14 protein-coding genes and 1 pseudogene are annotated in these 13,382 nt (G+C 37.8%); 14 read left to right on the forward strand and 1 reads right to left on the reverse strand.

The features are described 5' to 3' along the window. Positions 1-132: 132 nt before the first annotated feature. Genes HC660_RS02805 through nicK form a run of 4 tightly spaced genes read left to right on the forward strand, consistent with a single transcriptional unit; the run spans position 133 to position 3,203 of the window. On the forward strand, positions 133-249 hold the full coding sequence (locus HC660_RS02805; RefSeq protein ID WP_168747001.1) for a hypothetical protein: 117 nt from the start codon (positions 133-135) through the stop codon (positions 247-249). 47 nt (positions 250-296) lie between these two features. Then, complete coding sequence (locus tag HC660_RS02810; RefSeq protein WP_129093543.1) at positions 297-674, forward strand: YdcP family protein; 378 nt, start codon at positions 297-299, stop codon at positions 672-674. 35 nt (positions 675-709) lie between these two features. Continuing rightward, positions 710-2,152 (forward strand): coupling conjugation protein ConQ, encoded by a 1,443-nt coding sequence (gene conQ / locus HC660_RS02815; protein ID WP_168747002.1) that lies wholly within the window; start codon positions 710-712, stop codon positions 2,150-2,152. Beyond that, entirely contained in the window at positions 2,145-3,203 is a 1,059-nt protein-coding gene (gene nicK, locus HC660_RS02820; RefSeq protein WP_168747003.1) for a DNA relaxase NicK, read from the forward strand. Before conQ ends, nicK begins: the two co-directional genes overlap by 8 nt. 414 nt (positions 3,204-3,617) lie before the next feature. Here the strand turns inward: nicK and HC660_RS02825 are convergent, their stop codons facing one another. Continuing rightward, positions 3,618-4,472 (reverse strand): hypothetical protein, encoded by an 855-nt coding sequence (locus HC660_RS02825; protein ID WP_168747004.1) that lies wholly within the window; start codon positions 4,470-4,472, stop codon positions 3,618-3,620. Positions 4,473-4,597: 125 nt separating this feature from the next. On the opposite strand from HC660_RS02825, the gene HC660_RS02830 reads away from it, so the two are divergent. From HC660_RS02830 to HC660_RS02875, 10 genes and pseudogenes are all read left to right on the forward strand, one after another. Next, positions 4,598-4,864 carry a hypothetical protein gene (locus HC660_RS02830; protein ID WP_168747005.1) on the forward strand — a complete coding sequence of 89 codons (267 nt, stop codon included), beginning with the start codon at positions 4,598-4,600 and terminating at the stop codon, positions 4,862-4,864. 16 nt (positions 4,865-4,880) lie between these two features. Further along, positions 4,881-5,159, forward strand: a complete 279-nt coding sequence (locus tag HC660_RS02835; RefSeq protein WP_010331229.1) for a hypothetical protein — start codon at positions 4,881-4,883, stop codon at positions 5,157-5,159. Between the two features lie 17 nt (positions 5,160-5,176). Then, positions 5,177-5,326, forward strand: a complete 150-nt coding sequence (locus tag HC660_RS02840) for a hypothetical protein (protein WP_003328171.1) — start codon at positions 5,177-5,179, stop codon at positions 5,324-5,326. 27 nt (positions 5,327-5,353) lie between these two features. Then, complete coding sequence (locus tag HC660_RS02845; protein ID WP_168747006.1) at positions 5,354-6,418, forward strand: conjugal transfer protein; 1,065 nt, start codon at positions 5,354-5,356, stop codon at positions 6,416-6,418. Between the two features lie 11 nt (positions 6,419-6,429). Further along, entirely contained in the window at positions 6,430-6,678 is a 249-nt protein-coding gene (conC, locus tag HC660_RS02850) for a transposon conjugation system subunit ConC (protein ID WP_003328173.1), read from the forward strand. Between the two features lie 12 nt (positions 6,679-6,690). Continuing rightward, positions 6,691-7,215, forward strand: coding sequence for a conjugal transfer protein (locus HC660_RS02855; protein ID WP_072183615.1), 525 nt, complete (start codon positions 6,691-6,693; stop codon positions 7,213-7,215). Continuing rightward, entirely contained in the window at positions 7,103-9,598 is a 2,496-nt protein-coding gene (conE, locus tag HC660_RS02860) for a VirB4-like ATPase ConE (protein ID WP_168747007.1), read from the forward strand. The genes HC660_RS02855 and conE overlap by 113 nt, the downstream gene beginning before the upstream one ends. A 17-nt stretch (positions 9,599-9,615) precedes the next feature. After that, positions 9,616-9,942 (forward strand): YddF family protein, encoded by a 327-nt coding sequence (locus HC660_RS02865; protein WP_095292607.1) that lies wholly within the window; start codon positions 9,616-9,618, stop codon positions 9,940-9,942. Between the two features lie 3 nt (positions 9,943-9,945). Then, positions 9,946-12,390, forward strand: a pseudogene (locus HC660_RS02870) (CD3337/EF1877 family mobilome membrane protein). Then, positions 12,387-13,376: a bifunctional lytic transglycosylase/C40 family peptidase gene (locus tag HC660_RS02875; protein ID WP_168747008.1), complete on the forward strand. Its 990-nt coding sequence runs from the start codon at positions 12,387-12,389 to the stop codon at positions 13,374-13,376. Before HC660_RS02870 ends, HC660_RS02875 begins: the two are co-directional and overlap by 4 nt. Positions 13,377-13,382: the final 6 nt, after the last annotated feature.

A 13,382-nucleotide genomic window follows, 5' to 3' on the forward strand; every position in this document is an offset into this window, starting at 1 on the left:
TGTAAAGATTAGACACCTTTATTATACGGCACTTTTATAAAAATGTCATGCGTGAGTATTTGAGTGATGAACAGCAATCATTTTAAATGCTGTAGCAGGCTAGAATAAGCGTGCGGAATAGCTGTAGTCAGCTTGATGGCTATAATTAGCCTACTAGGTTGCCATGAGGGCATAACGCCGTTAGCAACTGATAAGCGCCAAGATGGATACAGAACCGGAGCGAATCCAAGAAATAAAATCGAAATTTAATGATCTTTTGAAAATAAATAATAAAAAATGAAATGGGGATATGAAAAATGAACTTAAACTTTATTGTACCGGACATCAATATGACTTTTGGTGAACTGAAATTTTTAGGTTTAAACCGTGAGCGCTATGCCTATGTGGATGGAAAAAGAACGGATACTTTGGAATCGAGGATTTATAATCTAGGGTCAAGTGTGCAAGGTGGGCAGATCGAAGTGACAATTCCTGCTTATGTGGATTTGAAGGAATTTGATTTCTTTAAGGATGTTGAATTGAAAAATCCGAAAATCATGGCTTCTGCTAGAGCAAATGGGACTTTTGCTAATGTTAACTGGACTGTTGAAGCTGAAGACCTTGTATTAAAAGGTACGGGATCTGCTGTATCCTCTAAACCTACCGCGGCAACTGGCGGGAATGAAAAGAAATAAAATGATCCTCTCATATCGACAGGCGGGTGATGTATATGAGTGATTTCTTTAATAAAAGGTTTTGGAAGTACAGGGGCAAACGAATCCGCCCATACATGAGAAACAACGTAAAATTAGCAGGCGCAATTATCTTTGTGCCTGTTTTTTTATTGTCTATGTTCATCTTTTGGAGAGAACAACTCATTCATTTTGATCTATCTCAAGCGATAAAACATTTTGAATGGAATGTACCTTTAATCATTAAAAGCGTTTTATGTTCTGTGCTAATTGCTGTTGGAAGCATAGTTGCATCTTACTTTCTTTTGTTTGACAGCTATAAGAAAATCCTTCACAGGCAAAAGATTGCTAAAATGATTTTCTCTAACAAGTTTTACGAAAAAGAAAATGTGAAAGTAAGAAAAATCTTTTCAAATGAAACTGACTCAAAGGAAAAGATCACATACTTTCCTAGAATGTATTACCAGGTCAAAAACAACCACATCTATATTCGTATTGCTATGGACATGAGCCGTTTTCAGAATCGCTTCCTAGACTTAGGAAAGGATTTGGAAAACGGCTTATTTTGTGACTTGGTTGATAAACAAATGGAAGAAGGTTTTGTATGCTTTAAACTTCTTTACGATGTCAAAAAGAATCGTATTTCCATTGATGATGCAGTAGCTGAGAATGGAGTCCTTCCGTTAATGAAGCATATCTCATGGCAATTTGATAAGTTGCCGCACATGCTTATTGCAGGTGGTACAGGTGGAGGAAAAACATACTTCATGCTGACGATTATTAAGGCAAGCGTAGGACTGGGGGCAGATGTAAGAATATTGGACCCTAAAAATGCAGATTTAGCAGACTTGGAAGAAGTCCTTCCGAAAAAGGTATATTCCCAAAAGAACGGCATTCTTATGTGCCTAAGAAAGTCTGTGGATGGCATGATGGAACGAATGGATGAAATGAAACAGATGCCTAACTATAAGACAGGTGAAAATTATGCCTATTTAGACTTAAAACCTGTTTTTATCTTCTTTGATGAATATGTAGCGTTTATGGATTTGTTAGATATGAAAGAAAGAAATGAAGCCCTTTCTTACATGAAACAGTTGGTCATGTTGGGGAGACAGGCGGGGTATTTTCTCGTTTTAGGCGCACAACGTCCAGATGCAAAATATTTAGCTGACGGTATTCGTGATCAGTTTAGCTTTCGTGTTTCATTGGGTTTAATGTCCGATACGGGTTACGGAATGATGTTTGGCGATGTTGAAAAAGCATATGTGAATAAAAAGGAGACAGGGCGAGGGTATGCCAATGTGGGCACAGGTTCAGTGTTGGAGTTTTACAGCCCTATCGTGCCGAAAGGATATGATTTTATGTCATCTATTAAAAATGCGCTGGTTGGAGTCGAGGGAGCGCAGGCGACGGCAGTCGCCAGCGGCAGCGTAAGCGACCAGACGGCCAGCGGCGAGGGAGTGAGCGAAGCGAATGGATGAGCTAAAACAACCCCCCCACGCTAACAGGGGGGTAGTAATCGTAAAAGAAAAAAATGAAACCGTTGAAAGTCCTTTGGTATCAATGGTTGACTATATTCGAGTCTCTTTTAAAACTCATGATGTTGACCGAATTATTGAAGAGGTTCTTCACCTTAGCAAAGACTTTATGACTGAGAAACAATCTGGTTTCTATGGCTACGTTGGCACGTACGAACTGGACTATATCAAAGTCTTTTATTCTGCGCTAGATGATAACAGAGGTGTTTTGATAGAAATGTCCGGTCAAGGTTGCCGTCAATTTGAATCCTTCTTGGAATGCCGGAAAAAAACATGGTACGACTTCTTTCAAGATTGTATGGCACAAGGTGGTTCATTTACTCGCTTTGATTTGGCTATTGATGATAAAAAGACATACTTTTCTATACCGGAATTGTTAAAGAAAGCTCAAAAGGGCGAATGTATTTCACGGTTTAGAAAATCGGATTTCAATGGCTCCTTTGATCTATCTGATGGCATTACAGGTGGAACGACAATATATTTCGGTTCTAAAAAGTCAGAAGCATACCTTTGCTTTTACGAAAAAAACTATGAACAAGCAGAAAAGTATAACATTCCGTTGGAAGAACTAGGCGATTGGAATCGTTATGAACTGCGGCTTAAAAATGAACGTGCACAAGTGGCTATAGATGCGTTATTGAAAACAAAGGATTTAACCTTAATTGCTATGCAAATTATTAATAACTATGTAAGGTTCGTTGATGCTGATGAAAACGTCACTAGAGAGCATTGGAAAACGAGCCTTTTTTGGTCTGAATTTATAGGTGATGTTGGGAGACTTCATTTGTACATCAAGCCACAAAAAGACTTCTATCAAAAATCAAGAAACTGGCTTCGTAACTCTTGTGCTCCCACTATGAAAATGGTGCTGGAAGCTGATCAGCACTTAGGGAAAACTGATCTGTTAGATATGATCGTAGAAGCTGAACTGGCAGACAAACATAAAAAAATGTTAGATGTGTTTCTTGCTGATGTTGCTGATATGGTTGTTTAAAAACAATCTGCTAAACCTTTATAAGAACAGGTGATGCGATTAAACGTATGTGTCAACGGTACCGGAACGAAGTGAGGATAAGGAGTTGACATATTCAGCGCTACCCAAACCCTCTTGGCATTGAACAAACAACCGTTTGTTCCTGCCTACCGGCGAGGGAGTCCCCCGATGATTCGGGGGAATAGGGGGCTAGATAATTATTATATATGGGGTGATTAAGACTGAATAAATTAATAATGATAGCAGAGAGAGCTTATGTTTTCCTTTGGATTATAAATTATTTACTATGGTCATTTGTCACTTTTTTAATTTTGTATCAATCCGTGTATTCACGTAATTTTGTTTATGCATTCACTAGTTTAATTTTATTTGCTATGCTTTCAAGCTACCATGTTTTAAAAATTTATAAAAAACTTAAATTAAAAACTGAAACAACAAAGGAATAGCAAACAACAGTAATATAGCAATCCCAAAATTGTATTTTGCTTTCGTGGAAAAAAACCGATCTTTTATGAGTAACATCTTTAATAAATAGGTTGCAACTATTAAAGAAGCGACTATAAGTAAGCCCATTAAGAAGGGAGGGGTTATCTCTAGTAAAGAATGAATTGTGACGTTTTCTTCTGGTTCAGGAGCTTCATTAACAATTTTAAAAAACTCGTCACCTAAATTCTTAATTTTAAAAACTGTGAGAGTAAGGAAAGCTCCTATATTTATAAATAAAAGATATATCCAAGTAAATATGTTTTGAATAGATACTTTCTTCGTAGAAAGTAACAGCAAGTTTAAAAACAAAGCAATACTTAATCCGAAAATTAAATGTAGAGTTAATTGCCCAATACTTTCAAATGCATTCATGACGGAGGCTTCAAATGTTTGTATATTGCTCATAATACCCTTATTTGAATCCCAAGCTGAAGAAATGTTATTAATCATAATGATAGCGCCCGTTATGTAAATAATGGATATAAAAACTTTATCAATGATACTAGAAAAACGCTCAAACTTTAACTTTTTTTGTTTAGCTTTTTCCAGTTGGTTTTGCAAAGAGAAGTATTCTTCAGTTTCTTTATTATGGACTACATTAATATTCATCTCATTATACAAGCCATGTTGAGTGTAATTTGTGACTTTACTGTATTCGTTTTGGGTGCTCATTTCATTTTTTTGCAACACGTATTGCCTATAGGTAATAACGAAGGACACAACAGGAATTATCATTTCGACAAAAAAAGTTGCCCAGTTCTGCAATTGATTAACAAATAACATCCATAAAATCCCTTTCTTTTTTGGTATATACTACACCAATACCTAAAACTGGTCAATTCCCCTTTAGCAATTTTTGTCGAAATTTGACGTTCGGTAAACATAAAGTACTAACTTGGAGGGATAAGATGTTTAACATTAATCTGTTGAATAAGGCCCGACTGGAAAGTGATTTGGAATCTCTTGGCTGTTTGGATATTGCTGAGGAATTGATTGAAAAAATGATGGAAGATGTCTTTTACAGTGACGTTGCTCAAAGAGTCATAGTCCAAACTCTTGCGGTTATTGATAACGTTAATGCTAAACTTCAAGCCACATTCAACATACTGGAGGATGAAGACGATGGGACAGAAGAAAGAATTGTGGAGTTTGAAGGAATTAGCTACTACCAATAAGGGGTGAAAATGAGCGGTGTCTGCTGTAGACAAACGATTCAAAAGCTTGGGTTTTAATGTGGGTATTCCCTCTTTAGTTTTTGTGAGAAGTTTAAGCAGAGATTGTATGTTGGTTGTCGAAGGCGAACGAATAAAAGGGTTTGCTGAATATCGTTACACATTTTACAAGACAAGGTATTTGCCGGACGGTCGAATGACTAGCTTAAAAGTTTATATGGAGAATCAAAGCATAAAAAGGGTGTTACATCGTGTAGCATCCTTTTTATTATTCCTTGAAAAAACAAAACAGGTTTAAAGAAAGCGAGGTCTTTCATGAAACAGAGTGTTGAGGTTGTTGAAATTAAAGGTAAGCCAGTGGAAGTTATCGTGACGGAGTTAAATGAACCGAACTATGAAAAAATGGCGAGAGCCATTTTGAAAATGACAAGAAACATGAAAGTAAACCAGGAGGAAAGTGCTTAGAAATCTATGAAAGGAGAGTGAAACAAATTGCTCCATAAAGAAATAGGCTCGGATAAAAAAGATGATTCCTTTTTTCGATCTGCCTTTCAAAAGCTGAAACGAATTGAAAGACCGGAAAAAGATAAACAGAAAGTTCCTCGTGACAGGTCGAAGCTGATAGCCGTCACATTGTGGTCTTGTGTTGGGGGTTTACTGTTTATCTGCTTGCTCGCTGTGCTTCTATCAATTAACACACGATCCCAAATTAATGACATGAAAGAAGAAGCTAATAAGCCAACAAATGACGATAAACAAAAAATTTCGGTGACTGCTGCTGAAAACTTTCTATCAGGGTTCATCAATGAATATGTGAATGTGAAGAACGATCAAGAATCTATTGAAAAACGCATGCAGAGCCTTGAAAGCTACATGGTGAAACAGGAGGATAACCATTTTGAAGATGAAGAACGCTTCAATGTGGATGGTTTAAAAGGTGATCGAGAGTTGAAAGATTACAGCTTATATAACGTGAAAGAAGGTGATAAATACAGCCTTTTTCAATATAAGGTCACATATGAAAATCTATACCCTGTAGAAAAGGAAGTTGAAAAAGAAGTTAAAGACGGAAAGAAGAAAAAGAAGGTGAAAGAAAAGGTTAAAACAAACGAAAAATCTGAGAAACAAATGTTGCTGAATATTCCAGTCACAAATAAAGATGATTCCTTTGCGGTGTCTGCTGTCCCTTACTTTACACAGATTTATGATCTGAAAGGCGATATTGCTTTTAAGGGAAAAGAAGAAACTAGAGACGAATATGGAGGCGAGAAAAAAGAATCTATCGAATCATTTCTTCAAAATTTCTTTGAGAAATACGCTTCTGAAAAGAAAGAAGAAATGGTTTATATGATGAAAAAGCCGGAAGCATTGGAAGGAAACTTGTTATTTGGGGAAGTGCAGTCAGTGAAAATCTTCGAGACGAAAAAAGGTTTCGAGGTTTTTTGTGCTGTCCGATTTAAGGAAAAAGAAAATGACATTCCGGTAAATGAAAAATTCAGTCTAGAGATTACGGAAAACAGCGGTCAGTTTTATGTAAATAAACTTAAACATCAATAGGAGGTTTAAATATGGATTTCATGAATTTCTTTATTCTTGGCGCAGACCTTCCAACACTTGGAGGGGTAAAAGGTTGGGCATCAGATGTTGTTATCCAATTCATTACGATTGTGGTCATGTTCATAGCCGCAAAGAATCTTATGAAATTAAAAATGGGCGGCATTATCTTTGTTTGCTGTATTGGTAGTGCGGTGACGTGGGTTATTAAACACTGGTCAGAATTCTCCGGCTGGATCAATGCGCTAATGGAAAAATTGTAAGGGGGCATATGAATGGGGCGTCTGGTATTCAACTACCGGAAGGCAATGAGAGAGCCGAAAAAAATTCAGCAATTAACCGAAAATTATTCGTTACCCTTTGCAGTTGAGTTAATACCGGCTATTAACTATTTCATTTTTGTTGGTCTCTGCTTTGGATTCTGGTACGGCGTGAGGATGATTTTCCCTCACGCTTTTGATAACAGTTACGTCATCGTGATTTTTGGGATACCATTTTTTTTAACGATGCTTGTAACGAAAATAAAGCCGGAAGGCAAAAACATCTATTTATACTTCTTTGATTTTGCAAAGTATTACTTCTTCATTAAGCTTCCACAAAAGAAGTTTTGCAATGACCGAAAGGTTGATTTAAGTAATGAAAAACAAATTGAGTTTCGAAAACTTGTGAAGGTGGTGGATTATTCAAATGAGACTAAAAACGCCTATGAAGGCAATACACAAGAATTTGCTGTTAACAAGAACGGGCGACGTGTGGGCGTACTACCGAATAAAGAGCAATTCGATTCCTATGCAAAATAAAGAAAAAGTTGAGTCGTACAAAAAGAAATGGCAACATCTTTTTGAAGAAATTACATCTTATGAGGATTTTCACTTGATGATGTATCCAAGTGAGTATGAATTAGAAAAACGATTTAAGGATTTAGAAACAGATATTGCGGCAGATGCAATGGATGTGGCACGTTACTACAATGAAGAAACCGTAAGGCTGTTAGAACAGCGATTAGGAAGGCTGACAAAGTATGATTTCATTTTAGGTGTAAAACTGAAAAGCAGTCTTGTCAATATTAGTGTGGAACTTAAAGACAATATACTATCTTTTTTCAATACGGCGACTGATACAGTTGTGAAAATGCTCGGGTGGGAACAAAATGTTTCCACCTCTTTTTTTGAAAAATATGAGGAAGTTGAAGAAACATTAGCCAATATCATGGCTTCTGTTCGCGGAGAAAGGCTTTCAGAATCCGAAATGACATACATTAACCGTTATCACTTTGTACGTGGGTTAAAGCACCAAACGAATGAAGAAAGTGAGATAAAGGATGTTCGCTCTATTACAAACACGATCATAGACCCCACTGACCCATCCGTTTTACATCTGCATAGTGACCAAGATGAAGGCTATTCAGCTTTTGTAGTGATTGACGAATTTCTTCACAATATGTCGGAAAGTGATTTGTTTTATGAAGCGCAGTCTCTTCCCTTCCCTGTTGAAGTACAGATGAAAATTCAAACGGAATCAAAGTCCATTACCAAGCCTGCCCTCAACCTCAAAAGACAGCAATTGAAAGAAGAACAAAAAGAACAACAAAGCACAGGCGATCGAAGTGATGTTTCTACTGTCACAAGTGCCACAATGATAAGGCATTTACAAGATGAAATAAAGAAAGAAGATGTGCACGTGATGAACTGGCTGTCTGTGATAGTCGTTCATGGAAAGACAAAAAAAGAATGTGTGGGGAAAGCAACGATTGTCAAAAGGCATTTAAAAGGCGCTGGCATTACATGCCGACTTCCGGTGGCTGATCAACTAAACCTTTTTTATAAAATGCTCCCTGGTGAAAAGTTAGATATAACCGATAAGAACTGGATTCAAAAAACGACACAAGATGGAGTTGCAGAAGGTCTTTTCGCTGTTAACTCTGATATTGGTTCGAAAATTGGATTCTTTCTCGGTTGGGTTGATCGTTTTCAAGAGCACACAGACTTAGAAAGTGCCATTATGTCCAGCCGTGATTTTGTCTTATTCCACCCTTTCTTAGCGAATCAACAGTTAAAAGGTTCAAAGACACGTTCTCCCCACTGCTTAATCACAGGAGACACAGGAAACGGCAAGTCGTATTTGGCGAAACTGATCTTTAACTATATCAGCATGTTAAACATCAAATCTCTGTATATAGACCCTAAAAAGGAAATGAGAAAGTGGATTCAAAGAGTCTTGAATGATAAGTACATCCGAGAGAACTTCCCCTTATATATTGCACATTTAGAGAAATACAACTATATCACGCTAGATCATGAAAATACGCACAACTGGGGAGCGCTTGATCCTGTTTCTTTCCTCCCTCCTATGAAAGCAAAAGAGCTAGTTCAAGTCATTTTTGAACAAGTATATGACTTTAAAGGGAAAGACGATGTGAACACAGCTTTCCTTCGTGCTACGTCAGAAGTAATTGAGTTGAAGCAAAAAGGCGAACAGGTCGGCTCACTTGATATTATTCGGAGGATGCAGAACCATCCGGAAGAAGCTGTACAAAAAGCTGGCGACTATTTAAATGAGGTTGTGTCAGATTCCATTTTGAAACTTTGTATTCATGATGGTTCAAACCCTGCATTGTCACTTGAAAAACGAATCACCATTTTAGAGGTTGAAAATATGGATTTGCCTGATCATGCTGAGCGACTTGAAAACTACACCATATCACAATTAAAGTCTAGTGCCGTCATGTTTGCGCTTGGTAAGTTCTGCGAACTATTCGGTATGAATCAAGATGAACAAACTGTTGAATTTATAGATGAAGCATGGATATTCACCACTTCCCAACAAGGAAAAAAAGTAGAAAGACAAATGCGCCGGATTGGTCGTTCATACAACAATGCGGAATACTTCATTTCACAATCCACAAAAGACGCTTTGAAAGAAGAAGATTCCGGAAACTTCGGTGTTGCCTTTGCCTTTGACGAACCAAACGAACGTGAAGAAGTGTTGAGGTGGATGAATATGGAGGTCACAAAAGAAAACAAAAAAATGATGGAATCCATGTTCCAAGGTCAATGCTTATTTAAAGATTACTATGGCCGCACCTCCAAAATTTCGATTGAATGCCTATTCGAAGAATGGCAAGGTGCTCTGAAAACAGTTGAGAAAAAAGCCGTCGCATATGCGGAAGAAAAATATTTGTAAAAGGGGTTGAATCGTACATGGAAATAGCTTTCTTAAACTCTCTTGTTGTCACGAGTCCAGGCTTTTATAAAGCTGAAAAAATCACATTGGACGAAGTTAAACAATGGTTGAGACATTATGACGGACGATACAAAAGTTTTATTGGGCATAAATCAACGGCACAGTTTCTTCAAAAATTATTAGGCATCAAGATTGAACAAAACCGAAAGACTTTCAGACATATGAAATATCAAAAAGCAATCTGTTTCTCTCTGTATGAACGATATCCCGAAAACGTGCTGCTAACACAAAGAGACTTAGAGAAAGCCAGATACCAATTTTATTTATTAACTCGATTAGATTAGGAGGTGGCTGTAATGAAAAAGAAAAGGATACTGATTGTGTCGGCTATCGTGTTGTTGTTTCTAACTGTTGCTTCAGCTGTAACAGTATTTTCGGCTGACGGAGATACCACCACACAGCCAAAAATCGAAAAAGCCGGCGGCGTGGAATTGAAGGTGAAAAGATTTCCTATCTCACGCTATCAAGCGAATAATGAAGCATCTGACGACTTAATCAAGGGGGCGTTTGTTGGGCTGACAAACGTCACTTTTTCTTTTGCGGGCAATATTGTCCGTGTGGTTGATGCGGGAATGGATATTTTGTATAACTTGCAACCGATTGACGAGTTCGCAAACTCCATTACAAACGTCTCTAAAACAGTTTATAAAACCCTGAAAAAGAATTTCGGTGAAGCCTTATTCATCTTCACGTGCGCCTATGTTGTCTACCTGTTCTGTGTGAGAGGTAGCGTAAAAGAAGCAATGCGACGGAGTATTCTATTTATTTGTGTCATGGTGATCGGCGGGCTTTGGATGTCAAACGCTGGTTATTACATGAAAGCATTGAATGCCTTGTCTGTAGAAGCACAAGGAAAGCTTTTAACTGCGGGAAATGGATTGGTGGGCATTGTTCAAGATGAAGGGAATTTTGCTGACAGTTCTGCGATTGAAAAAGGAAAGGAAATGGAAGGCACAGTCGCAGTTATGCGTAATCTATACTTTGACATTGCTTTGATGAAGCCATTTCTAATCGTGAATTTTGGAGAAACAAGTGAAGCAAAAATTAATGAAAAAGGTGATTCGAAAGAGAAATTATCAAGGGTCGATAAATTGCTTTCATACAAGCTGTCAAAAGGCGGAGAAAAAGAAAAACAGAAGCATATAAAGGATACTGAAATTGAAGAATATGAAAATGAGTCTATGACCTCTGGGAATGTTTTTAATCAACTTGGAGAATCTTTTATTGCTGTGGTCGCTTCTATTGTCATTGGGATACCATTTTTAGCATTAGCTTTCTTTAACTTCTTGCTCCAAATAATCGCTCTAGTGATTGTATTCTTTGTACCATTCGCTTTCATCTTAGCGTATGTTCCCCAATTAGCTTACTCGGGATTTGTCACCCTTGGACGCTTGGGGAGTGTTTACCTACTAAAAGCAATGTTAGGGGTTATCGTTCTGTTTGTGTACGTGACTTGTTTTATCGTTGACAAGTTAATACCGCCAAATGGTTTTGGAATGTATCTTTTAAATGTTGCTGTCCTTGCCTCAATCTTGTGGATTGGTTTTCACAAGAGGGATGCCATTATCAAGTTTGTGACTGCTGGAAAAGTTGTATCAGTTGATAATAATATGATGGAAAATATGAGACAAAACATTGTTCAGCCTGCTTGGGAACATGCAAAAAAAATAGGTGGAACATTGGGTAACGGTGGGGGCGTATTTACTGACTTTGCAAAGAATTTTAAGGGGAGAAAAGATGGTTCGAATGCTGATGGTGTAAATGGTGCTCCAAGTGGAAGTGGTAGTAATTCACCGAGTGGTGCTGCTATGGGGTATGATAATACTCATGCTATTTCAAGAACCCCGCAAAAAGAGACTCCTAACGGAATATCTAATCATAATAGCCGAAACTTAAAACGAAATCCTCAAACTCTGTCGAAAGAACAAGAGAAACAAAAAGAAGCATTTGCGAATGCAAAAGAAAATAAACAGCAATCCCATTTAGATAGATTGAGAAAAGACGGAATAAACTCTCCTATGCTGAAGGACGTTTTGCAAGAAGGTAATGAAGAGTTATCCAAAAGAGCGCCTATCTTACAGGATAAAAAGGATGAATCAGCTAGAACAGATCAAAAAGAATATGTTGAACAGCTTCTTAAACAGCCAGATAATCAGCAACAAACTGATGATGCATCATTACAACATGAAGAAGAAACTGCTTCTGATCGAGCACCAGTCTTACAAGAGAGTGATAAAGACACAGAACGTACTGATCAAAAAGCGTATGTTTATGAAGAACAAAACCAGAATCCTGAACCAGATATGCAACAAGATTTTGAAGTCCAGAAAGATGATTCTGTTTCCAAAAGTGAACCTGTAGCACAAGAGAGATCAGCAGACATCAAACGTTCAGACCAAAAAGTCATAACGAGTCAATCTGAACCACAAAATGGCTTTGAAAGCTCTCAACCTACAAAAGTAGAGAATCAACCTGTTGTCAATAATGAACGAAAAACCAGATCATCTGAACCCGCAAAAGTTCATTCAGATGGTATTCGTGCTGAGAAAAAACAGACGGATACACCTGCTGAAAGTAAGACTGTTTTAAGAGAAAATCAGCCTTCATCACAAACGATTAAGCGAATTTAACAAAACGTAAATACATTTGAACAAGTATCGTTAAATGAAATTGCAAGACGTTCTTCATCAAAAGTAGAAGATCGACTGAGAAGGGATGAAAGAACAAGATGATGAGTAAAAAGGTAGTTCTTCCTTTGGTGTTCTCGGCTCCTTTTATCTTCTTTTTTGTTTTATGTATCGTAGTGGTTATGACGATTTCAAGGGAGAATCAAGTCGGAGACGATTTTATAGGGGGCGGTGATGGCGAATATGAAACGGTTGGTATTGCACCGGAAGTCGAACGATTTAGGGCTGTATTTGAGAAGTACGCCCGTAAGGAAGGTGTTTTTGATCAAGTGAATATTATTATGGCGCTCACCATGCAAGAAAGTGGTGGGCGTTCTTTAGATCTAATGCAAAGTTCCGAAAGTATCGGCTTACCTCCTAACTCCATAACTGACCCAGAACGTTCAATTGAAGTCGGCATTAAACATTTTAAGAAGGTTTTTAAACAGGCTGGCGGTGATGTTCGTTTAACCTTACAGGCATACAACTTTGGTTCTGGATTTATAGACTATGTCAAAAAGAATGGCGGGAAATACACAAAGAAATTGGCACTTGATTTCAGCCGTTTGCAAGCTTTTAAAATGGGCTGGAAAAGCTACGGTGACCCAAGTTATGTTGATCATGTCATGAGGTATGTGAAAGGCTCTGATAAAAATGTGAAGCCTGTGAATGGTGCTATGGATTTCTATGAAACGGTCATGAAAGAAGCTTTGAAATATGAAGGGCAACCGTATGCCTGGGGTGGTTCAAACCCGAAAACTGGATTTGATTGTTCGGGCCTTGTTCAGTGGTCTTTTGCGAAAGCAGGAATCACTCTTCCTAGAACAGCACAAGAGCAACATGGGGCAACAAAGAAAATAAGTGAAAAAGAAGCGACTGCGGGTGACTTAGTGTTCTTTGGCGGCACATATGAAGGAAAAGCCATTACTCACGTCGGCATCTATGTAGGCAATGGCAGAATGTTTAATTCAAATGACAGTGGAATCGAATATTCTGATCTGAAATCAGGTTATTGGAGAGATCACCTTGTATCTTTTGGACGAATTAAATAGGAGTGA

Source organism: Bacillus mojavensis (genome assembly GCF_012648005.1).
Taxonomy (GTDB): Bacteria; Bacillota; Bacilli; order Bacillales; family Bacillaceae; genus Bacillus; species Bacillus mojavensis.

Coding starts and splice junctions, on each gene's coding strand:
- HC660_RS02855 (WP_072183615.1), top strand. CDS start 6,691: ATGGGGCGTCTGGTATTCAACTACCGGAAGGCAATGAGAGAGCCGAAA.
- HC660_RS02825 (WP_168747004.1), bottom strand. CDS start 4,472: ATGTTATTTGTTAATCAATTGCAGAACTGGGCAACTTTTTTTGTCGAA.
- conQ (WP_168747002.1), top strand. CDS start 710: ATGAGTGATTTCTTTAATAAAAGGTTTTGGAAGTACAGGGGCAAACGA.
- HC660_RS02875 (WP_168747008.1), top strand. CDS start 12,387: ATGATGAGTAAAAAGGTAGTTCTTCCTTTGGTGTTCTCGGCTCCTTTT.
- HC660_RS02830 (WP_168747005.1), top strand. CDS start 4,598: ATGTTTAACATTAATCTGTTGAATAAGGCCCGACTGGAAAGTGATTTG.
- HC660_RS02810 (WP_129093543.1), top strand. CDS start 297: ATGAACTTAAACTTTATTGTACCGGACATCAATATGACTTTTGGTGAA.
- conC (WP_003328173.1), top strand. CDS start 6,430: ATGGATTTCATGAATTTCTTTATTCTTGGCGCAGACCTTCCAACACTT.
- HC660_RS02840 (WP_003328171.1), top strand. CDS start 5,177: ATGAAACAGAGTGTTGAGGTTGTTGAAATTAAAGGTAAGCCAGTGGAA.
- conE (WP_168747007.1), top strand. CDS start 7,103: ATGAGACTAAAAACGCCTATGAAGGCAATACACAAGAATTTGCTGTTA.
- nicK (WP_168747003.1), top strand. CDS start 2,145: ATGGATGAGCTAAAACAACCCCCCCACGCTAACAGGGGGGTAGTAATC.
- HC660_RS02865 (WP_095292607.1), top strand. CDS start 9,616: ATGGAAATAGCTTTCTTAAACTCTCTTGTTGTCACGAGTCCAGGCTTT.